We start from the raw sequence: 21,197 nt of genomic DNA, 5'->3' as shown, positions 1-21,197 counted from the left end.
GCTTATTGCAAATTCATGAAATACGCTACACTCCTTGCTTGCGCGCTCCTCACTGCTCACATTTCTTATGGTCAGAAAACGGAGTATTCCGCTCACATCAATTCGGGTGGCTCAGCATACCGAGGACCTTATGCTGCAGACGGCTCGGTTTTCACTATATCTGATAATGGCAATGTCCCTTTTGACACAAACAGCCCGTATGGCAGAAGAATAGGCTTTTCTTATGGATTAGCAGCGCAAATACAACGCGTTACACCAACGCGGGATGTATTTGGAGTGCAAGCAGGATACGGGGTGCTACAAAACCGGCGGAATATTACTGAAATACAAGGCTATATATTCCGGGCACCTTCCTCGGGCCACATCACGCTAACCAATCGTAGTGTTGATGCGCATCCTTTCTTCGGCCGTCGGTTTGTCGTGAAAGTTGTGGATTTAGACCTAACGGCTGGCCCAGAGCTGAGCTTATTGTATCGCATTCATGTTGTAGAGAACATCACAACTGCGGGTAATCTTCTGTACGCTAGTGAGTATGACCGTGACAAACCCAGATTGGATTTGCGGGCACGGCTCAATTTGGCCGCCTATTACAAGCATATTGGTCTGGTAGTAGGATACTCTAGGGGGTTGACCAATTATTACAACAACGATACGTACGGCACAAGGGAGTTGTACTCGCACATCGTTCGGGCAGGGGTAGCGTATCGAATCTAAGCCTGATTACACCTCATAAAATTCCAGCGGCAGCCCGTCAGGGTCTTGGATGAAGGTGAAACGCCGGCCGGTAAACTCGTCGACCCGGATAGGCTCTGAGGCTACACCGTGGGTATCCAGTCCGCGCACGGTGGCATCTAGGTCAGAGACGGCGAAGGCTAAGTGACGCAAACCGGCGGCTTCAGGGTGGCTTGGGCGGAGTGGGGGTTCGGGGAAGGAAAACAACTCGATGACGTACTGCCCACCGAGCGCCAGATCCAGCTTCCACGACTGCCGCTCGGCACGGTGCACCTCCCGGATAATTTCCAGCCCAAGCACTTCGGTATAGAACCGCTTGGATACGGCGTAATCCCGGCAGATGATGGCAATGTGATGAACGTGGAGCAGGCCAACCATACGTTGTTACAGGTAACAGTGAGAAGGAAAAGCAGACAGTAAAAAAGCTGCACTAGTAGCAATAGGTGCCGGTGAAGGTATACAATACTGTTAGTCTAGGCGGGAAGGCAGGCTAAGAAACCGGGAAACCACGGCAGCCTTAGCTCTGGTGTGAGGTGCAATTGCCTCAACCTCCGCAGCATCAATTTCGGGCCGGATCAGTACACCTATGTAAACGATTAAAATTAGCTAGACAGGTATGGCACGGGGGCAGGACAAAGAATTTGTGTTGGAAGTGGTAACGGTTGAAGGCACCAATGAACAGGGCGTACAGGCACTAGCCATGCAAACTAACGCGGGCCTGATTACCGCCCGTTTGCACCCGGCCGGTGCAGGAGCCGCCGCCGTGGTGTGGGTTGGAGGATCAGGCGGCGGCCTCGACGGGCCGGCGTGGGGCATGTACCTGCGGTTGGCAGGGCAGTTAGCTGCACAAGGCATTGCCTCGTTGCGCCTGCACTACCGCAAGCCCAACTACCTCGAAGACTGCGTCGTGGACACCTTGCTGGGGGTGCAGTATCTGGTGCAGCAACTCGGCTACGGAGCTGTGGCGCTGGTAGGCCATTCGTTTGGCGGGGCCGTGGTGATAAGTGCCGGCGCACTCAGCGACGAGGTGGTAGCTGTGGTGGCTATGAGCAGCCAAACCTACGGCACCGACTTGGCCCCACGCGTTAGCCCACGGCCACTATTGGTGTTACACGGTACCAACGACGAGATTCTGTCGGATGCCTGCTCCCGCAGCATATATGAGCGGGCACAGGAACCCAAGGAAATCTTGCTGTACCCCGGCTGTCGGCATGGGCTGGACGAGTGCCGAGACCAAGTGGATGTCGACGTAGTAGGGTGGCTGCTGCGGCAATTGACAGCTGCCAGCAGCCGTGCACAGGGTGTGAGCTAGCCGTTACGGCACGCGTTTGTCACTGCTAGCGGCAATCCAGGTGTCGTTGTTGCACACCGGGCAATGAGCAGGACCGGTTGGCAATTGTTGCACGTGCGCACACAGGGCACAAGCATGCAAACCGGCTTTCTCTACTTGCTGCAGTGGGTGCATCAGGCCTTCCGGCCAGATGGGCAAGCCAGGACGCACGTCTTTATCTTCAAAGAAAAAGGCGCTGACGTTGCCGGTAGCTTCTATATAAACCCGGCGCACCTGGCCCAGATGCTCCACTTGCCGTTGGCGCAACTCCCCGAACAGCTCTTTCTGAGTAAGGTTTTGTTTGGTGAAATTCTCGAGGTTAATCTCTCCGTTCTCCACCAGCAGCACGGGCGCGCCTTCCAGCCAGTCACTGAAATGCGGGTACTTCTCGGTGAGGCGGTTAAAAAGGGAGTACAGGATGGTGACCATCACGAACACCACCAACACGTGCAGCATGGGCACATCGTCGTAGAACATGGCGTCGCCTGCCGCGGAGCCAAGGGCCAGAATGATGCTTAGTTCGAAGATGGAAAGCTGACGTACGCCCCGCCGCCCGGTTACGCGGAGGGCACCAAGCACTAGCAAGTAGGTGAGCACGCAGCGCATGGCTACTTCCAAGAGGAAGAGTGGAGGCGCATCCTCCGACAAGAAAATTCTGTTCCAGTCGAAAGGAGTGATAGGAGCTGCAAGAAGCATGGAGAGTCAGGCTAGGAAGTGAAAAGCGCTACAGCGCAGCTTCTCCTAACGCAACAAGCCACTGTTCAGTTAAACTAACCGAGCAATGTTGGGCTCGCCTTCCTGAAAAAAACAGCGTCCGGCCCCACGCAGGCGTTGCGGTATGTCTCGGGCACCCGCAACAAAAGCAGACCTACGTCCTACAGGTCGATGAGCGGCAGGATCATGTGTTGCGTGGTGGTGGCAAAGCCCTGGGCCGCCCAAAACTGCTGTGCCGCCGGATTGGCTAGGGCAACCTGCAATTCGAGGTGGTCGGCGCCTTGAACGGTAAGCCAGGCTTTGGCAGAGTTGAAAAGCGCGCGGCCTACCCCTTGGCGGCGGTGCGCTGCTTCCACAATGGTTTCGGCAAGGTAGCCGCGCCGATGGAAATGCATGCCCCGGCTGCCAATTTGATAGGTAGCGACCAGCAAGCCCGCCAGCCCGCCCGGTTTTTCGGCCACGAAGATGCGGGTATATGATTCGTAGAGCCGGTCGCGCAGGAGCCGCTTCAATTCCCCCTTCGCGGCCCGATGAAAGCCGAATATAGGATGGTAGGCTTGGTGCATTTCCATTAGCTCACACCACAGCCGGTACAGCTCTTCTAGGTCTTGGGGAGTGGCTTCGCGAATGGTCATAGAGGGCAGAAAGAGAACACGGCTTTGGCAGGCAAACAGGTGAAAGTAGGACTGCAAACGGTAGTTCGCAAACGGCCGGCCGGTTATATGATGCCCTGCCTAGTATGGATCTTCCACTGAATCAGGCTGTAAAGACTGTGTTTACTCAATTTTACAAACCTACTGCGGAGCTACTATCGTTGGTGATGCATTCCACGCCAGCCCACGTGCCGTATGCCGATAGCCCACCAAGCGTGTAGTAGAGTTATTTCATTGAAAACGCCCGTACTTGGCTGGGCACGGGCGTTTTCGATAAAGCGAGTACGCGCAGAAACCAGGGCTAGCAGTTCTAGGCGCTGGCTTGCTCTAGCTCCTGCAAATCAGCGGCAGTTAGCGTCAGTTCTGTGGCTTTTAGTAGCTCTGTTACCTGCTCGGCGCTGGTAGCGCTGGCAATAGGGGCCGTAAGGCCGGGTTGGGCTATAATCCAGGCCAGGGCTACTTGAGCGGGGGTGGCTTGCTGGCGAGCGGCTACCGCATCAAGAGAGCGCAGGATGGTGAGGCCCTTTTCGTTGAGGTATTTCTGCCCAACACCGCCGCCACGGGCGCTTTTCTGAAGGTCAGCTTCGGTGCGGTACTTGCCGGTGAGGAAGCCGGCTGCCAAGCCATAGTAGGGAATCACCCCAATGTTGTGCTCCTGCACCAACGGCAACAAGTCCCGCTCGAACTCGGCCCGATCGTAGAGGTTGTAGAGCGGCTGCAATGACTCGTAGCGCGGAAAGTTGTGCGCAGAGCTGGCTGCCACTGATTCGCGTAGGCGGTCGGCGCTGAAGTTGGAGGCCCCGATGGCGCGCACCTTGCCTTCTTGCACGAGCTGTGTGTAAGCTTCCAATGTTTCTTCCACCGGCACGGTAGGGTCGTCTTTGTGCGACTGATACAGGTCGATGTAGTCGGTTTGGAGGCGCTTAAGGGAGCCTTCCACGGCCCGCAGGATGTACTTCTTGGCGAGCCCCTTATTCTCGGGATTCACTTCCCAGCCTACTTTGGTGGCAATGACAACGTCGTCGCGGCGGTTGCGTTGCTTGAGCCAGTTCCCAATAATGGTTTCCGATTCGCCGCCCTGATGACCCGGCACCCACACTGAGTAGCCATCGGCTGTATCAATGGCGTTGCCGCCACCCGCCACGAAGGCATCAAGAATGTGGAAGGAAGTTGCTTGGTCGGCTGTCCAGCCGAAGACGTTGCCGCCCAACACGAGCGGCGCAATGTGCAGGCCGGAGCGGCCAAGTTCACGATGTTGCATAATCGACAGATGTAAAGAGCCACTCACCAAGAGCGGCTAGATCATGCTATCAAACTGCTAATCGGGCCCTGAGTTGCAGATTTGTGAAAATAGCCAGCCCTGGAACAAGTAGCCTGCACGTAGCTACTTGTCCCAGGGCTGGCACCAAATACAAGGGCGTAACAATAAGGGTACTATAAAAAGCGCTACTACCTAGGGTTTGCTGGGTTGCTGACTTACCAAGCTGTGCTCTAGTGGCAAAGACAACTGTTGGAGGTAAGGATACAGGCAACGCTGGTTGGTGAACGTGCGGAAGAAGTCTAATTCTGGGCTATGCTGGTCCATCCACAACTCGCAGTAGAAGGTGTGTAGGTAATACAAGTTTATGCTGTAGGTGCCTTCTTGTCGGCTGGCCAGGTACGTGCCTTGGCTGAATACATAACCGCCTTGCTCCTCGGTAGGTAGAGTAAGAAATTCCAGATGATTGAGCTGCATGGTTGGAAGGAGTTTGATGTTCTCAGAACAACCGTGCACTCTTCGTACCACTTCGCAACAATTCGGTAATACAGTTTTCAAAACCGCATTAACGGAGCACTAGGGCGGTTTTTCAGTGCTTGTAAGCAAATGGTATATTTTGAATATTGTTTCAAAATGAGAAGATATTGTGTTCTCGAATCTCATTATGGACTGCGGCTTGGTGTGCATCTTCACCCACGTTGAGGTACGGTAATAGGGTGTACTTTTAAAGGCGGTGCCACGCGCAGCGGATGCCGCCGGAATAATGCAGCTACACTCGTTCTAGCACCCGCCAGCCATGCGCCGCAACGGGTAGTTCTGAGTTGGCTTGCAGGTGCAGCTGTTCGCCACTAAAGACATCAAAGTACAAGCCGGCTGCCTGGGTTGGCAGTGAAAGTTGCAGCGGTGCGGGCGCTATGTTAATGGCTACCAACACGGCTGCTTCCTCGTGGCGACGGATAAACGCATACGCTTCATCGGGAGTAGCTACACGCTCAAACCGGCTTTCCAGCATCCCGTTGTGCAGCGCGGGGTGGCGCTTGTTGAGTTGCAGCAGCGTGGTATAGAAGTCTTGCAGGGGATAGTTCTGCCAGTCTATTGGGTCCCGGTCGAAGAAGTCCAGTCGCTTATGCAGGGCCGCTTCCTGCCCGCTGTACACGAGCGGCATGCCTGGCAACAGCGCCGACAATACGGCGAAAGGGAGGGCGTTGTCACCTAGCCGCTCGTACTCGGTACCGTCCCAGCTGTTCACGTCGTGGTTGCTGGTGAAATGCATTAGGTACACGCTAGGCGGATATTTGGCGCGCTCGGCCGCTAGGTACACATCCACGTCGGAGAGGGGGTGCTTGCCTTCGGCCACGTGGTCGAGCAGGTAGTGCAGGCGCAAACCAAACGTCATGTCGAAGGCGCGCTCCAGCAGGCGGGTGTTGCCGTCGAATTCTTCCCAGCTAAGGCCGCCGGAGGGGTACAACTCATCCCATTCGGCCAGCATAAATACCGGCTTTACATGGTCGAGTTCTTGGCGGGCGTCGTCCCAGAAATCGGTGGGTACGAGGCCGGCCACGTCGCAGCGGTATCCGTCAATATCGGCTTCGCGCACCCAGTAGAGCAGGGCATCGGTCATGTAGCGGCGGAGCGCGGGCTGGCTGTAGTCCAGGTCGATGACATCGTGCCAGTCGGGAATGGGCGGCACAAAGTTGCCGGCCGCATCGTGGGTGTACCATTCCGGGTGCTCGGTTGCCAGCGGGTTGTCCCAGGCGGTGTGGTTGGCCACCCAATCAAGGAGCACATACATACCTAAGGCGTGGGCTGCCTGTACGAGGTGGCGCAAGTCATCGAGCGTGCCGAACTCGGGATTCACGCCGTAGTAGTCCTGCACAGCATACTGACTGCCGAGTGTGCCTTTGCGGTGCACCGCCCCAATGGGATGAATCGGCATCAGCCAGACAATGCCCACCCCCATATCGGCCAGGCGCGGCAAGTGCGCCTCGAAGGCCTTAAATGTGCCTTCAGGCGTGTATTGGCGCACATTCACTTCGTAGATGCTGGCGTGCGTGGCCCAAGCCGGGTGCTGCACTTGAAACAGATGCGAATCGGGGTGTAAAGAAGAATCGGGCACAGGACGGAAGCTTTACAAGAACAACTATTTGTTGCTCGCCTACGCAGAAAGTGCGGCTAACGGCTAGCTTGCGGCGCTATCCTCGCTCTTAGTTAAGACCGAATAACATCAGTGTCCAGGGGCGTGTACCCTAGCTGCCGGCTCATGCTCAGCACCTGCCCTTTGTGGTGAAACTCATGGGTGAGCACATGCGTGAACAGCATCAACGGGGTGAGGGCCAAGGGTTCTGGCCGGCCGGGTACAGCGAACGAGGCGGTGGTTTGCCAACTGTCTTCACGTTGAATGCAGTAAGCAGCTACCAACGCATCAATTTCCTGGAAAAGCCGACGAACGGCCTCCACATCAGGAACAAGAACTGGGTCGGAGTAGGAGGGAGGGAAGCCTTGAGCCACCACCCCCAGCCACTGCTGATACACGTTGGCTACGTGCACCAGCAGGTCGCGCGGGCTACTGTTGTTGAATGCCGGTACGGGCGCTGTGAAATCGGCAGGAGCCAGCGTGGCGCAGTAGTCGAGCAAGGCGGCGCGGGCACTTTGCACGAGTGCGTACTGCGCCAAGAAAACGGCTGACATAGGCTGGTGATTACACGTGTAAGCTACTAAATCGGGTTGCGGCTTGGCGCTGCGTGCATCACCTCTGCAACAGCTTTCAGGCCGCAACCCGACTATGCAACGACGAACGTAGTGGCTATTTCTGCCGGGCGGCCCAGGCGTCCATCTTGCGCTCTAGCACGGCTAGGGGCATACTGCCGCCGGCCAGTACTTCGTCGTGGAAGGCGCGCAAGTTGAATTTCGGGCCGAGCTGCTTGGCGTACCGGTCACGCAGCTCGCGTAGCTTGAGGGCACCGGTTTTGTAGGCCAGGGCCTGACCCGGAATGGCCATGTAGCGCTCAATTTCGGCGGTAGCGCCCTGCTCGCTGATCGGTTCGTTGTCCATCATGTACTTGATGGCTTCCTCGCGCGTCATGTTTTTGGCGTGCATACCTACATCCACCACTAAGCGAATAGCGCGGTGTATTTCGTCGCCTAGCGCCCCAATTTTCTGGTAGGGGTCGGCGTATAAACCTAGCTCTGGCCCGAGGCTTTCGCAGTACAGAGCCCATCCTTCGCTGAAGGCGGGGTAGGAAGCAAAGCGGCGGAACTTCGGTAGGCTGGTGTTTTCCTGCTGCAACGAGAGTTGGTAGTGGTGCCCCGGAATGGCCTCGTGGGCAAACAACGACTCCATGCCCGAGGTGGTATTGAACTTGGTGGCATCCATAATAGGCACGTAGAAAATACCGGGTCGGGAGCCGTCGGGGGTGCCCCGGTTGTATTCGGCCGAGGCAGTGGCCGCGCGGAAGGCTTCCGTCTGCCGAATCTCGAAGGGTGACTTCGGGGTGCGGCCAAATAGCTTCGGCAAATTGGGCGTAATGTGGGCCTGGATGGCCCGGAAGGCGTTGAGTACATCTTCCGGGGTTTTGTAGGGCGTGAACTTCGGCTCGGAATTCAGGTAGGTGAAAAAGGCAGGCAAGTCACCTTGAAATCCTACTTGCTTTTTCACCGCTTCCATCTCGGCTCGGATGCGCTTCACTTCGGAAAGGCCGGTCTGGTAGATGGCGTCGGGGGCGCGGTCGGTGGTGGTCATCAGCCGCACGTTGTAGCTGTACATACCAGCGCCTCCGGGCACGGCCGCCAAACCGGTGCTGGTGCGGGCTTTGGGTAGGTATTCAGTTTGCAGAAAATCGGCCAGCTTGCGGTAGGTGGGTACCAGTTGGGTCAGAATAGCCTGCTGATAGGCGGCCGTAAGGCGGGTTTTATCGGCCTCGGAAAAGCTGGCGGGCATCCGCGTAATGGGCCCGTAAAACAGGCTCTTGGTAGCGTCGGTGGTGAGTTGGGCTTGCAGCTGCGGTATCATTTTCAGCACCAGCACCCGGGGCAGCACCACGCCCGCTTTCATGCCCTGCCGGAAGTTGCTAACCGCCGAATCGGCCCAAACTGGAAACTTACCGATGCGCGCCAGCCAATTGTCGTAGTCCTGCACCGTTTTGAACGGCTGCGCGCCGGTGCCGGCCCCCAGCTGCCCAAGCGTGTTGGGCAGACTATAAAACTGCGCGAAGGGCATCATCCACGTGTTCTGCTTCAGCCCTTCCAGCCGGCTCTGCATCTCATACTCGAAGATGTCGTAGCTCACCTGATCTTCGGCCGACAGCTTGGTGCGGCCAATCTTGCGCAACGAGGCCAGGTATTGTTGAAAAAACTGCTCTTGCTGCTGGCGGAAAGCGCGGGTCTGGTCATTGGGCAACTGGTCGTTGTAGCGGTTGTCGCCTTGGCTGGTGGCATTAAGCGGATACAGCTTGGCGCGGTCTTCCCAATACGCGTCAAAAAGCGTAGTCAAGGCCGCCGATGGGGCCGTGGTAGCGGAAGCTGTAGTGGCTTTGGAAGCAGCGTTGGAGGCTGGCTGTTTGCCTGATTGAGCCGTTGCTAGGCCTGCTGGTAAACACAAGGCCGCTACTAACGCGAAAGATGTTGTTTTCATAGAGTGTCAAGATGCCAATGAGCACACCAAGCTACATGTTCGGGTGAACAGCCAAAAGCAACCACCAGATTTTTCGGTGGTGCAAGGGGCTGGCGGCTTTGCCCAGCAGACCTTCGCAAAGCATAGAGTAGGCTACGCAAACGCATTCAGCTACGTGCTGCGGACCCGCTTAAAACCAGCTTTTGTCTTGCTCCGGCAGGCGTTCGTATACCCGGTAGGTGTGTGGGGTGAGCAGCATTTTGGAGGTGGCACCCAACCGAATACGCTGGCCCGTGAACAGCTCCTGAAAGTTGCCTGATTCCAGCTCGCGCATCATAAATTCGTGCGGCTTGTTGCCCAGGTTGAGCACGACCAGCACTTCCGCCGCGTCTTTGTGGCGCACGAAGGCGTAGGTATCCGGGCTGGCATTGGCGGGCAACCGCACGAACTCGCTGCACGGGTCGCCGTTGCGTAGGGCCGGGTGGTTCTTTTTAAGCGTGAGCAGCTTGGTGTAGAACTCCTGGAGTGGGTAGTCGTTCCACGGAATGGTGTCCTTGTCGAAAAAGCGCAGCCGTTTTTTCAGAGCGGCTTCCTGCCCGCTGTACACCATGGGCATGCCGGGCAGAGTGGCTGTGAGCACCGCATACGGCAGGGCGTTTTTGCCGAGGCGCTCGTACTCGGTGCCGTCCCAGCTATTCACATCGTGGGAACTAGTGAAGTGCATCAGATACACCTGAGCCGGGTAGCGGCGGCGCTCATCGGCCAGATACTTATCGAGGTGGGCGGTGGTCTTCTGGCCTTTGGCAATGCTGTCGAGGAGCGTGTGCAGACGCAGACCGTAGGTCATGTCGAAGGCCTTTTCCAGTAGCTTGGTGTTGGGGTCGAATTCGGCTTTGGGAATGAACGTAGGCGGGTACAACTCGTCCCATTCGGCCAGCATGAAAACGGGCTTCACTTTTTGCAGCTGCTGGCGCGTGTCGTTCCAAAAATCGGTGGGCACGAGGCCCGCCACGTCGCAACGGTACCCGTCAATATCGGCCTCACGTAGCCAGAACGCCATGCTCTCGGTCATGTATCGGCGCAGCTCCGGCTTGCTGTAGTCCAGGTCGATAACATCCTGCCAGTCGGCAACGGGCGGGCGGAACTGGCCCTGCTTGGTTTTCGTGAACCACTCGGGGTGCTCTTGGGCAAGTTCACTGTCCCAGGCGGTATGGTTGGCCACCCAATCTAGAATAACGTGCATGCCACGCTTGTGCGCTTCATCCACTAAGTGGCGCAGGTCGGCCATTGTCCCGAACTCTGGGTTTACGGTTCGGTAGTTCTGGATGGAATACTGGCTGCCGAGCGTGCCTTTGCGCTTGAGCTGCCCGATGGGCTGCACCGGCATCAGCCACAGGATGCCTACGCCCATTTGCTGCAAGCGGGGCAAATGCGCCTCGAAGGCCCGAAACGTACCCTCCGGTGTGTACTGCCGAATGTTCACCTCGTAGATGCTGGCATTGCTGGCCCAAGCTGGATGCCGGATGGTGTACGCCGCTGGCACTGCCGGGCCACATTCGGCGGCGGTGCCAGAACCGTTCTGGTTGCAGGAAGTGAGCAGGGCCAGCAAGCCGCTTAGTAAAAGGTAAGGTTTAAGCATAAGAGAATGGTCTTTGTCGGTGCTGGTGAATAAGCTGCCGTACTAAAGAAAAGAGTGCGCAGAGAATAAAGCGCCAACTTGAAACAGGGTACGCTTTACGCAGCCGCTTACCGTAAGGCCACCGCTGGTAGCGGCTGGCCGTACAAGTACCCGACTGTTAAGGCTGGGTATCCGAAGCTTTTCCAACAGGAGGCAAGCCAGCGAAGATGCGGAAATCGGTACCCGTGGTCTTGCGTGCAGGCGCGACTACCACACATGGAAGGGTAGTGGAGCTGATAGGCATGTAACTGAAAGCAGTCTGCATACAATTTTCCCGGTTCTAGTATTCAGCAGTGGCCTCCCTTCTGGAGGTTAGAGCAGAAAAAAGCACATTTTCGTGGTGCTTTTCGCCTATCTGCTGCTGCCCGGAGCACAGCTTCCCCTACGGAAGAAGCTACTACGCAAAGCCAAGCAGATGCTTTAAGCACGAAATCCAGCCAAGCCGAGCTAAACACGCTGGATGTGTATTCTAACCCCACGGTTGAACAGGGTACTGTTCACTTCCACACTCAAAAAGGTGGCAAAGCGCAGGTGCACTTCTACAACCAGCTGGGCGTATTGGTGGCCACGCTCTACAACGCCGAGGTGGAAAGCGGCCGTGACTACTACCTGCCATTTTCAAGAGCGAACATGGAGGACGGTGTGTACTTCTGCCGCCTGATTGTGAACGGGAAGTGCAGAACAAGCGCATGGTGTTCATGCGGTAAGCACACCTGCTACCACAAGCAGCTATCAAGTGAAAAGGCCACCGGGATATTCCTAGTGGCCTTTTTTTGATAGTAGTAGAAGCAGGCTGCTAGCAGTTATCGCAAGCGCCGCAGGAAGCTAAGAATGCGACGTGCTGGCCCGGTTAGGGTCGTAGTGGACGCCGCCAAACCAGTACAGCATCAGCGTACGGGAGTAGCGCAAGCTAAGCGGGGTGAGTAGTATCGAGGCGACGGCCACACTCACGATATACACCCACGTATCAGGGTCGTCGAGAAGGAAATACACCGCGAAACCTACTACCAGCATAATGGCCGTGGAGAAGGCAAAGCTGATGTACATAGCTCCCCAATAAAAGCCGGGCTCCGGTTCGTAGGCTTGTCCGCAAACCGGGCAGGCGGCCGGCATATCAGCAAACTTGGTGATGTTGAATGCCGAATGCGAGAAGAGCGGGCCTTGGTGGCACCGCGGGCAGCGTTGCTGCAGCGCAGCCAGCGTAGAAGAATCAGTTGTTGACATGGCAATTACCAGATAAAAGCATTGGCACAAAGCTAGTATACGGGCGCGCGGTGGGTAAGAGCCATTTGCGGGCTTGTATAGGACAAATCAATTTGTTGAAGCTCAACCGTCAGTCAAGGCGCATGCGTGCCCCGAAATGTATCGGGTGTGAGGCCAGTGTGCTTGCGGAAGTAGCGGCCGAAATAAGAGGCATCTTCGAAACCAAGCGCATCGGCTACTTGGCTTACGGTGGCCGGCGTGTGGCGCAGTAGGCGGCGTGCTTCCACCAACACCCGCTCCTGAATGAAGGCGCTGGCCGTTTTGCTTAAATGCCGACGGCAAAGGGCGTTGAGATGATTAGGCGAAACATGCAGCTGGTCGGCGTAGTACTGCACTTCGCGGTGCACGCGGAAACCCTGGTTGATAAGCGCCCCAAACTCGCGGAGCAACTGCTGAGCATGGCGCGGCTCTTCGGGCTCCGGGGCTGTAGTGCTGGGGAAGTGGCGGGCCGCTAGCTCCAGGCAGATGTGCAGATACGACCGGAACACTTCGTCTTGCTGCGGCGCGGGCGCCGCATCCTCGGCCCACATTCGCTCAATTAGGAAGCGGATTTCCGTTTCCCCCTCGGCCAGGTACAGCACCGGCGGATGCGTGTGGTTGAAAAACGGATAGTCAAACAAACGGGAGCCCGGATAGCGGAATAGGTAGAAATCAGCCTCAAACAGCACCACGTAGCCTTGGGTGTCGTCGGAGAGCTGCCAATGGTGCACTTGCCCCGGCGTCATGAAAAACAAGCTGCCGGGGCGTACCTCGTAGCTCACCAGGTCGATGGTGTGGGTGCCGTGCCCTTGCGTGACGTAGAGCAGCAGGTAGAAGTCGTGGGCGTGGGGCTGGCTCACGCCAGGGAAGTTGGCAACGTGGCGGGCCAGTTGCTCCAGGTACCACGGCCGTTGGGCCCGCCCCTGCGGAAACGACTCCAACGTTAGAACAGGCAGACCAGGAGGCTTCATGGGCAGAAGGAGCAGTGGATAGGGGGCCAGGGGCGCGAAAGGGGCCTCACTCGTCGCCGAAATTACGCAGCCGCTTCTTGCTGAGTTCGTAGCTCACAATGGCCGGCACGTAGAACGTTACGTCGGCCAGCAGCTTGGCCAGGAGGATGCCCCCTCCAAAGCTGCCCGTCCAGCGCGGCAGATAGTACATCAGCGTGGGACGGATAAGCAAGCTGTCCACTACCTCCGCCGGCCCAAACTCCACCGCCAACGCCCGCACGTTGCGCCCGAAGGTGCGCCGTGTATACGGCCGCTGGTGCGCGTGGCAGGCTTGCCGGGCTTGGTGCACATCCTGCCCGAGCAGATAGCCGAAGTACGCCACATTGCCGGCCCAAGTGCCCGCCAGGGCGGCGTTCAAGTGGCTATGCGTTGCATGGAGCGCCACCCAAGCCCCCACCAGCGTTGCCGCCATCGACAGGAGTTCGGCGGGCAGATACCGGCGCAGCCATTCCCGGATTTTCTGTTTCATACGGGCCAGGTGCGAGACACTAGAGAAACCACTATTTTAACCGGCAGCAAGATACCAGCCGGCCGCTCCCCGCGCACGCTCGGCGCTGCTGGGCTTCATTCCGTACGATGCAAGTTCCTTTTACGCCTGTGGTAGTGCTCCTGTTTGCGGTGATAGCGCAAGCGGTATTTGCGGCGGGGCTGCTGGGGCTGGCGCGTACCAACCAGTTGCCCAACCGCTTTTTGGCGCTGCTCATGCTGGCTATAGCCTTGTGGCTGCTTGATGGCTTTTTCCGGGTAGCCAACATCTATGCGCAGAACCCCGACTGGTATTTCGCGCCCATCTACTACTCGTTTGCTTTCGGGCCGCTGCTTTATTTCTACGTCCGTAGCCTCGTCAACCATGCGTTTCAGTGGGAGGCGCGGTACTGGTGGCATTTCGGGCCGGTGCTGGTGCAAGCCGCGTTGTACGGGTGGCTGCGTATGCAAGACTACGACACACGCAACTGGTTTTGGCAGACTATTCACCAGCCCATTACCTACCGGGTCGAGTTCATCGGCACCTGGATTTCACTCACTATCTACCTAGTGCTGAGTTTGCGCCTGCTGCGCCACTACCGCCGCTGGCTGCTCGATAATTTTTCGGAAGCGTCGCAGCTGCGGCTGTTGTGGCTGCGCACCTTGCTGGTGCTGGTGGCCGTGGTGAGCGTGCAGTGGCTGGTGGAACTGGTGCTGCGCGAGTTCTTCGGGCTCTACTACCGCTTCGACTATTCCACGGAGCTACTCGGAGTGGTGGTGTTTCTGATTGGGGTGGTAGGCTTGCGGCAAGCTGATATGCACGCCGTCCGCTTTGTGCCCGAAAACGAGGTGGAGCCGGACCCTTTGCCGGTTGTTGCCACTCCGCAGCCTGCGCTTGTAGCAGCACCAAGCACAATGGAGCCTTCATCGGAAGCATATGCTACCGTGGCCCCAGAGCCCGCACCGTCAGACAAAGAGTATAAAACAGAAGCCCGGAGTATAGCCGCGTCGGACGTGAAGCTGCCCGTTGCTACGGTGGACGCTGCCGTGGTAGCGCGCATCCGGCGGGCCCTGGAAGTAGAGCAACTGTACTTGAACCCCACGCTCACGCTCGCCGAGCTATCGGCCCATACGGGGCTGGCTCCCCGGCTGATATCCTTCACCGTCAACAACGGCTTTGGGCAGCCCTTCAACGACTTGGTGAACAGCTACCGCGTGGCGGAGGTGAAGCGCCGGCTGGCCACGTCGGATGCCCAGCGCCTGACGTTGCTGGGTATTGCCTTCGAGAGTGGCTTCAACTCCAAAACCACCTTCAACCGCATCTTCAAGCAGTTCACCGGCGTAGCCCCCCGGGATTGGGTGGAATAGGAGAGAGTAAGGTTGGATTTTAAACCCGAACAAGGTGGCTACCCTGTTCGGGTTTTCTCGGCACCCGACAGCGCCCACATCATGATATGGGGCGTGCCGATGCAGGATGTGGGGCGTTTTCACTGTTTCGGGCCGTCACCTTTGGGTCATACTTCAACGCAGTATGACTCATATGAAAACGCTCCTGCTCTTGGCCTTTTTGCTGGCCGTTCCAGTTGTTCGCCTTCTGGCCCAACCTTCTGCCGCGCCTGTTTCCGCTTGGCCGGACCACAGCCGCGTGCTACCTGCCAAGCTGCGGCAGGTGCCCGTGGGCCTCACGCTTTGGCACACGCCCAACCCGGTGTTTCCGGAACCCAACCCCGAGCAGCCCGGTGGCTACGTGTGGAAGCACAGCACCCTGCTTCGCTCAGAAGTGGGTGAGCTGGAGGTAGTGGAATGCGGCAGCTTCATCTGGTACAGCGCCGAGGGCTGGAAGGCGAATATGAAAGAAACACCTGCCGAGTTTGCCGAGCTGTTTCGCTGCCCTGACGCCCGCCTCCGCGCCGGCCAGACCTACACCTTCGAAAAAAACTACCGCTTCGCCGACAGTGCCCAGCAGCTCTACGGCGGCGACGCGCTGTGGTACATCCTGGCCAAAGACAAGAATGGGAAGCTTTACAAAGGCACCGGCCTGATAGAAACCGAATCAACTCCCCGCTAACCTCCCTCGAAATTTCACCTCCTCACTTCTTTACTATGAAAACCATCCTCGCCTTTCTGCTTTTGCTGTCGTTGGCATCCTTCCAACCCGCGGCTACCACCTACCAAGCCAACCTAGCAGCCAGCCAACTAACCTGGACCGGCCACGCGGAAGCAGGCACCTGGGCGCCCTCCGGCACCGTGCACTTGCATCATGGCACCTTCGAATATGATGGTCGCACGTTGCGCGCTGCCCGTTTCGAGTTCGATATGACCACCATCAAGCACGAAGACGCCAAGCTAACCGAACACCTGCGGGGCACCGACTTCTTCGACGCCGAAAAGCACCCAACGGCCGTATTTGTGCTGCGCGACGTGAAGGGCGGTGTGGCGGCCGGTCAGCTCACACTCAAAGGCGTAACTAAGCCAGTACAGTTTCCTATAACGCTGGAACGCCAGCCCGACGGCAGCCTGCGCCTCAAAGGCACGGCCACCCTCGACCGGACCCAGTTCGGTATCAACTACAATTCCAGCAGCTTCTTCCAAAACCTGGGCTCCTACGCCATTCGCAACGACTTTCAGCTTGCTTTCGATATAGTGGCCGCGAAGAGGTAGAGCAGTTTGGCGGATGCATCAGGGCAGAAAGCGCACTAGCAAGCAAGTAGTTACAGCAACACGCCATCCACTGCTACAATGCGCTCGGGCAGCGGGGTGTCGCCGAGTAGCTCGCGTAGGTCGATTTCGATGTTGCGGCAGATGGCGGTCATGGGTACATCGTTAAGGCCATTTTCGAACGGGTTTTCGCTGGCGTCGCCGATAGACTCCATGGAAAAGAACACCCACGAAATCAAGATGCTGAACGGCAGTGCCAGCCATACCGCGTCTTCCCCGAACTTGGCCATCTCGCCAACCAAGGCAAACGGCAGCAGAAAGGTGAACAGAGAAACGAAGATGGTACTGAAATGAGCGTACTGCCGCGGAAATGGAAAGCTTTTGATGCGCTCGGCAGCACCCTGCTGCGCGAAGCACTCCACTACCAGCGCCGACAGGCTAGCGTGCTCGAATCCGTCTAGCAGGCCCCGGCTTTTCAGCTCTGCGAGTTGGTTGGCTTGGGCGTGCAGCAGCAGGTTGGGCACATTGGTAGCGCCACAGTCGGTGCAGGCCAGCTCGAACGAAGCCAAAAACGGTTCCAGCGTGCTGTGCATTTCCTCGGCTTGCCGGTGCTGCTGCTGCACCAGTTTCACGTGCAACGACCGGACGGTGGGGTCTTCCTGCCACAGTACCCGGCGGCGCAGCTGAATGCGAAGGGCATTCACCCAGCCTACCTGCCGCAATAGCAACTGCCGCCGCACCCGGCTGATGGCGTCCGGATTATCGTCGTACTGCTGCCGGCCCACTGTGGTGTTTACCAGCGTCGCCCACGACCGGCTCACGTTGGTGATGGCGCCCCAAATGCGGCGAGCTTCCCACAGCCGCTCATAGGAGGAGTTGTTTTTGAAGCCCACGTAAAAGGCCACCGCCGTACCGATAGTGGCTACCGGCAAAAACGGAATGGCCACAAACTTCCAGCCCAACCCCTTGTATGCCGCCAGTACAGCCACACTCAAAAGCGTGAACCATAGGAGCTCGCGCCAGCAGAAGAACAGGATGATGCGCAGCGGAAAGGTTTTGTTGGTGTACATAAGCTACAGTAGAGGTAAGCAAACAGGAAAAACAGCCGGCTTCGGCCCGCAGCTCCCACGCGGTGAAGCAACGGCCGGCAACGAAATCTTGAGGTGCAGCTGATAGCCTGTCGGTTTTCAGGCAAGCACACCGCAGACGCAGTAGGCAAGATATAGGGTTTGTGGTATGTCATTCAAGACGACGGGCAAACAAACCGCGTCGCCAGTCAGTGAGCAGCCGCCAAAAAGGGTATTGCAACGCCCACTAGCCGGGCGGCGTACAGTCGGGTAGCTTTCCATCATCTCCCTAAACCATCTTTGCCATGAACCACAACGATCGTATCGAAGAAACCATCCGCAGCATCTACCACACCTTCGAGCATCCGGGGCAGCACCCAGTCGAGGCCGGCCTTGGCACCATCGACAGTTGGATTGCCGCTCTCGACGGCCTTGGCGGGTCGGCACTCACGGGCATCCAAACCCAACTGCGCACCTTGCGTGGCCACGTAGAGCGCGACGACCGGCCTGCTATTGCGGCCTCGCTGCAACAACTGGGGCAAGAAACCTCCCTGGCCGCCCACGACTTGCATGGCGAAACCGGCGACCATCTGCGCCACCTTGGCCAAACCCTTATCACCGCTGCCGGCAACTTAAAGGTGTCGTGAGAACTGTGTTAAGTTTCTGATAATAAATTAATAGTGTATAAAATTTAGGCTGGCCTTACTCCTCCGGGAGCAAGGCCAGCCTAAATTTTATAGAACCATTGTCAAGCTGGAGCGTGTCAGCGCGTTACCACGCAATGCGCAATTTGTTTTCCAGAGCATTGTTTGAAAGTGCCGACCTCAACATTGAGAAGGCAGGGCAGTAGTAGGAGTGTTCATTTCTTCCAACCCAAACACCATATACTATGTCTTCATCCACCAATCAACTCGATGCTACGTTGCAAGCCCTTGATGGCGGCCTGACTGCTGCTGCTCCAGCTGCTGCCGGCAACATCCAAAGCTGGATTTCCACTTTGAACGGTGCTGGTAGCCCAGCCCTGAGCGCCATTGCTTCCGAGCTAGAAAACCTGCAAACTGCCATTGGCAGCGGCGACAGCAACCAAATCGGGCAGTCGTTGAAGACGCTAGGTGAGCACACCACCAAAGCAGCTCAAAGCGCCACGCCTGATACTAGCGCCAAGCTCCAGCAGCTAGGCCAGACGCTTAGCTCCGCTGCTACTTCGCTGAATGCGTAACGAGCAATTGCAAGCAAAAAAGGCTGCTCCAATCACTGGAGCAGCCTTTTTTGTGTTGTGTCGGAAACCACTACCGGCAACCAGGTAGCTTAAAAGCAATAGCACCTAGGGCCGATAAGGAGCCACGGCAACAAGCTGAGCAGTAAGGAAAAATGTTTTGGCGTTGCCAACCCTGACGCGAGCGAAACAGTAAATACAGGCTCCTTTCTTTCCACCGAACCCCTTTGCTTTATGTCTATTTCGCATTCCGCCAGCGCCGACCAACTCGAAGCATCCCTCCGCATTTTCCGTAGCGGCGACCTAGCCCAAGCCCTTGACCTAGCTCATAAAAACATTGACAGCTGGATTCAAACCCTCCGGGCTTCCGGCGAAACGGCACACGCCACCATCGCCGCCGATTTGGTGCAGCTCAAGGGCTACCTCAACGGCGATGACCCCAATCCTATCAGCGACACGCTCCAAACCTTAGCCGAGCACATCAACATCATCGTTGACAATGCCAATCCTCGCTTCATCAGCTCGCTCGACGAACTTTCCAAAGCCATGACCGACGCCGCCCGCACTCTCCAACACCAGCGCGACGACGAGCAGGAGTAGAGGTGAGGTAGTGAACTAGTGAGATAGTGAAAAAGCGAGTTTGACCTTCTAGCCCCATATTCTGCGTCAACTGCACATGTGGCGCAAGTCGAATAGCAAATTCACCCTTTCACTATCTCACTACTTCACCATCTATTAATACCCAGCTGCTGTATCGTCGCCGCGGGGGTCGGCTCCGCCTTCCAAGCGGCCGTTGGGTAGCACCCGAATCACTTCGACGCGGCCCCACGCATTGCGCGGGTTTAGCTGGTAGCCGCGGGCCCGGAGCGAATCTTGGGCAGCGGGCAGCAATGCCTGGTCTTCCACATCAATATAATCGGGTAGCCACTGGTGATGCAGGCGCGGGGCGGCCACAGCTTGCTGGGCGTTCATGCCGTAGTCTAGAGTGTTCAGGATGGCTTGCACCACGCTGGTGATGATGGTGCTGCCGCCGGGGGTACCCACTACCAAGGCAAGCTTTTGGTTTTTGGTGAGGATAGTGGGCGTCATTGAGGACAGCATGCGCTTGCCTGGTGCAATGGCATTAGCGGCGCCCCCTACTAGGCCGTAGGCGTTGGGCGTGCCGGGCTTGCTGCTGAAATCATCCATTTCGTTGTTTAGCAGAAAGCCTGCGCCTGCCACCACTACTTTGCTGCCATAGCCGCCGTTGAGGGTGGTCGTGCAACTCACGGCGTTGCCGGCTTCATCCACAATATTGTAGTGCGTAGTCTGTTCCGACTCGTAGGCGGGTAGGCCTGGGCCGGCTGTCACCTGCGCACTTGGCGTAGCCCGGTGGGGGAGGATGGTGGTTGAGCGCTGCTGGTTGTAGGGCTTAGCGAGAAGCTGGGTTACGGGCACGCGGCCGAAGTCTGGGTCGCCGAGATAAGTGGCGCGGTCGGCATACACGCGGCGCTCCACTTCCGTAATCCAGTGGGTAGCCTGGGGAGAGTGCCAGCCGGCTGCTGTCAGATCATAAGGCTCCAGCATTTGCAGCGTCTGAAGCAGCGCCACTCCCCCCGAACTGGGTGGCGGAAACGTCAGCACATCGTAGCCGCGGTATTTGCCGTGCAGGGGTGTGCGCCATTTCGGCTGGTAATTGGCAAGGTCTTGCTTGCTGATGAGCCCCTTACCGCGCTGCATTTCCGCCACAATAAGGTCGGCGGTTTGGCCGGTGTAAAAGCCGGCGCGGCCCTGGTCGCGGATGCGGCCGAGAGTGGCAGCCAAGTCGGGGTACTTGATGATGTCACCGGCCTGCCAGGGGCGCGTTAGCGCGTCGGTACGGACGTAGGCGGGCGGCGTGGAAGGATTGTACTTCAGGAAATTCTCCCGCTGGCTGTTAAGGCCATTGGCTTCCTTTTCAGTTAGCTTCATGCCTTGCGCCAAGGTTACTGCGGGTTGCACCACGTCTTTCCAGGAGAGCTTACCTAGCTTTTTGTGTAAGGCTTCCATGCCTGCCACGGTACCCGGAATGCCGGCCGCCAAGTGGCCGAGCGTGCTCAGGTTGGGTATTACGTTGCCCTGCTGATCGAGGTACATATCCCGCGTGGCTGCTGCCGGCGCCGTTTCCCGAAAGTCTAAGGCTCCTTCCGTGCCGTCTTTGCCACGGTACAGCAAGAAGCCGCCGCCCCCAATATTGCCGGCCGTAGGCAGGGCTACCGCCAACGCAAACTGCACGGCCACCGCCGCATCATAGGCATTGCCGCCGCGGCGCAGGATTTCCACCCCCACGCGGGTTGCTTCCGGATGCGCCGATATCACCATGGCCTTGCTGGTTACGGTGGGCGTGCCGGGCGGTATAGGAGCCGCCAGCGTACCTGCGGCAGCACCTGGAGTACTGGTAACGGCCTCGAGGCGCTGCGCCGTAGCGCAGGAGAAGAGGCCAGCCAGGGCCAGTGAAAGGAACCGTTGATGCATAGAGCAGAGGTAGAGGAGCAGAGAAAAGAAGTAACGCCTAACTAGCTGCTAAGTACCGAGTTCAAACGATAC

At 57.6% G+C, this 21,197-nt stretch carries 23 protein-coding genes; 9 read left to right on the top strand and 14 right to left on the bottom strand.

Annotated features, from left to right (window positions below):
* Positions 1-15 precede the first annotated feature (15 nt).
* Positions 16-714 (top strand): hypothetical protein, encoded by a 699-nt coding sequence (locus MTX78_RS16820; protein ID WP_243796681.1) that lies wholly within the window; start codon positions 16-18, stop codon positions 712-714.
* A 6-nt stretch (positions 715-720) separates the two neighbouring features.
* Here the strand turns inward: MTX78_RS16820 and gloA2 are convergent, their stop codons facing one another.
* Complete coding sequence (gloA2, locus tag MTX78_RS16815) at positions 721-1,110, bottom strand: SMU1112c/YaeR family gloxylase I-like metalloprotein (protein WP_243796675.1); 390 nt, start codon at positions 1,108-1,110, stop codon at positions 721-723.
* A gap of 238 nt (positions 1,111-1,348) precedes the next feature.
* On the opposite strand from gloA2, the gene MTX78_RS16810 reads away from it, so the two are divergent.
* Positions 1,349-2,044 carry an alpha/beta hydrolase gene (locus MTX78_RS16810; RefSeq protein ID WP_243796674.1) on the top strand — a complete coding sequence of 232 codons (696 nt, stop codon included), beginning with the start codon at positions 1,349-1,351 and terminating at the stop codon, positions 2,042-2,044.
* Positions 2,045-2,047: 3 nt separating this feature from the next.
* Here MTX78_RS16810 and MTX78_RS16805 read toward each other — a convergent pair whose 3' ends face one another.
* From MTX78_RS16805 to MTX78_RS16770, 8 genes are all read right to left on the bottom strand, one after another.
* Positions 2,048-2,758 carry a DUF421 domain-containing protein gene (locus MTX78_RS16805; protein WP_243796672.1) on the bottom strand — a complete coding sequence of 237 codons (711 nt, stop codon included), beginning with the start codon at positions 2,756-2,758 and terminating at the stop codon, positions 2,048-2,050.
* A 179-nt stretch (positions 2,759-2,937) separates the two neighbouring features.
* Positions 2,938-3,411 carry a GNAT family N-acetyltransferase gene (locus MTX78_RS16800; protein ID WP_243796671.1) on the bottom strand — a complete coding sequence of 158 codons (474 nt, stop codon included), beginning with the start codon at positions 3,409-3,411 and terminating at the stop codon, positions 2,938-2,940.
* A 328-nt stretch (positions 3,412-3,739) separates the two neighbouring features.
* The gene (locus MTX78_RS16795) at positions 3,740-4,690 is read right to left on the bottom strand and encodes an aldo/keto reductase (RefSeq protein WP_243796669.1); all 951 of its coding nucleotides are present in this window, start codon (positions 4,688-4,690) and stop codon (positions 3,740-3,742) included.
* Between the two features lie 192 nt (positions 4,691-4,882).
* Positions 4,883-5,164 (bottom strand): hypothetical protein, encoded by a 282-nt coding sequence (locus tag MTX78_RS16790; RefSeq protein WP_243796667.1) that lies wholly within the window; start codon positions 5,162-5,164, stop codon positions 4,883-4,885.
* A gap of 292 nt (positions 5,165-5,456) precedes the next feature.
* On the bottom strand, positions 5,457-6,803 hold the full coding sequence (locus MTX78_RS16785) for an alpha-amylase family glycosyl hydrolase (RefSeq protein ID WP_243796665.1): 1,347 nt from the start codon (positions 6,801-6,803) through the stop codon (positions 5,457-5,459).
* A gap of 92 nt (positions 6,804-6,895) precedes the next feature.
* The gene (locus MTX78_RS16780; RefSeq protein WP_243796664.1) at positions 6,896-7,375 is read right to left on the bottom strand and encodes a DinB family protein; all 480 of its coding nucleotides are present in this window, start codon (positions 7,373-7,375) and stop codon (positions 6,896-6,898) included.
* A gap of 115 nt (positions 7,376-7,490) precedes the next feature.
* Positions 7,491-9,317, bottom strand: coding sequence for a DUF885 domain-containing protein (locus MTX78_RS16775; RefSeq protein WP_243796662.1), 1,827 nt, complete (start codon positions 9,315-9,317; stop codon positions 7,491-7,493).
* Positions 9,318-9,486: 169 nt separating this feature from the next.
* On the bottom strand, positions 9,487-10,935 hold the full coding sequence (locus MTX78_RS16770; RefSeq protein WP_243796661.1) for an alpha-amylase family glycosyl hydrolase: 1,449 nt from the start codon (positions 10,933-10,935) through the stop codon (positions 9,487-9,489).
* Positions 10,936-11,436: 501 nt separating this feature from the next.
* Between MTX78_RS16770 and MTX78_RS25470 the strand changes: the two genes are divergently transcribed.
* Positions 11,437-11,751, top strand: coding sequence for a T9SS type A sorting domain-containing protein (locus tag MTX78_RS25470; RefSeq protein ID WP_394805590.1), 315 nt, complete (start codon positions 11,437-11,439; stop codon positions 11,749-11,751).
* Between the two features lie 48 nt (positions 11,752-11,799).
* Here MTX78_RS25470 and MTX78_RS16765 read toward each other — a convergent pair whose 3' ends face one another.
* From MTX78_RS16765 to MTX78_RS16755, 3 genes are all read right to left on the bottom strand, one after another.
* Positions 11,800-12,198: a DUF983 domain-containing protein gene (locus MTX78_RS16765; protein ID WP_243796659.1), complete on the bottom strand. Its 399-nt coding sequence runs from the start codon at positions 12,196-12,198 to the stop codon at positions 11,800-11,802.
* A gap of 113 nt (positions 12,199-12,311) precedes the next feature.
* Positions 12,312-13,187, bottom strand: coding sequence for an AraC family transcriptional regulator (locus MTX78_RS16760; protein ID WP_243796657.1), 876 nt, complete (start codon positions 13,185-13,187; stop codon positions 12,312-12,314).
* Positions 13,188-13,233: 46 nt separating this feature from the next.
* A complete protein-coding gene (locus MTX78_RS16755; RefSeq protein ID WP_243796655.1) occupies positions 13,234-13,695 on the bottom strand; it encodes a hypothetical protein in 462 nt (153 codons plus the stop codon).
* A 107-nt stretch (positions 13,696-13,802) separates the two neighbouring features.
* Here MTX78_RS16755 and MTX78_RS16750 point away from each other — a divergent pair, with 107 nt between their 5' ends.
* The 3 genes from MTX78_RS16750 (at position 13,803) to MTX78_RS16740 (ending at position 16,352) form a co-directional block, all read left to right on the top strand.
* On the top strand, positions 13,803-15,059 hold the full coding sequence (locus MTX78_RS16750; RefSeq protein ID WP_243796654.1) for a helix-turn-helix domain-containing protein: 1,257 nt from the start codon (positions 13,803-13,805) through the stop codon (positions 15,057-15,059).
* A gap of 172 nt (positions 15,060-15,231) precedes the next feature.
* Positions 15,232-15,759: a hypothetical protein gene (locus tag MTX78_RS16745; protein WP_243796652.1), complete on the top strand. Its 528-nt coding sequence runs from the start codon at positions 15,232-15,234 to the stop codon at positions 15,757-15,759.
* A 35-nt stretch (positions 15,760-15,794) separates the two neighbouring features.
* Positions 15,795-16,352: a YceI family protein gene (locus MTX78_RS16740; protein ID WP_243796651.1), complete on the top strand. Its 558-nt coding sequence runs from the start codon at positions 15,795-15,797 to the stop codon at positions 16,350-16,352.
* A 50-nt stretch (positions 16,353-16,402) separates the two neighbouring features.
* Here the strand turns inward: MTX78_RS16740 and MTX78_RS16735 are convergent, their stop codons facing one another.
* Positions 16,403-17,419: a bestrophin family protein gene (locus MTX78_RS16735; RefSeq protein WP_243796649.1), complete on the bottom strand. Its 1,017-nt coding sequence runs from the start codon at positions 17,417-17,419 to the stop codon at positions 16,403-16,405.
* Between the two features lie 302 nt (positions 17,420-17,721).
* On the opposite strand from MTX78_RS16735, the gene MTX78_RS16730 reads away from it, so the two are divergent.
* The 3 genes from MTX78_RS16730 (at position 17,722) to MTX78_RS16720 (ending at position 19,232) form a co-directional block, all read left to right on the top strand.
* Positions 17,722-18,063, top strand: coding sequence for a hypothetical protein (locus MTX78_RS16730; RefSeq protein ID WP_243796648.1), 342 nt, complete (start codon positions 17,722-17,724; stop codon positions 18,061-18,063).
* Positions 18,064-18,305: 242 nt separating this feature from the next.
* Positions 18,306-18,635 (top strand): hypothetical protein, encoded by a 330-nt coding sequence (locus tag MTX78_RS16725; protein ID WP_243796646.1) that lies wholly within the window; start codon positions 18,306-18,308, stop codon positions 18,633-18,635.
* A 231-nt stretch (positions 18,636-18,866) separates the two neighbouring features.
* On the top strand, positions 18,867-19,232 hold the full coding sequence (locus MTX78_RS16720; protein ID WP_243796644.1) for a hypothetical protein: 366 nt from the start codon (positions 18,867-18,869) through the stop codon (positions 19,230-19,232).
* Positions 19,233-19,367: 135 nt separating this feature from the next.
* On the opposite strand, the gene ggt is transcribed toward MTX78_RS16720, so the two are convergent.
* Positions 19,368-21,125, bottom strand: a complete 1,758-nt coding sequence (gene ggt / locus MTX78_RS16715; protein ID WP_243796643.1) for a gamma-glutamyltransferase — start codon at positions 21,123-21,125, stop codon at positions 19,368-19,370.
* Positions 21,126-21,197 lie beyond the last annotated feature (72 nt).

This window comes from Hymenobacter tibetensis (assembly GCF_022827545.1).
Taxonomy (GTDB): Bacteria; Bacteroidota; Bacteroidia; order Cytophagales; family Hymenobacteraceae; genus Hymenobacter; species Hymenobacter tibetensis.
This window is presented reverse-complemented; position numbering and strand designations above follow the sequence as displayed.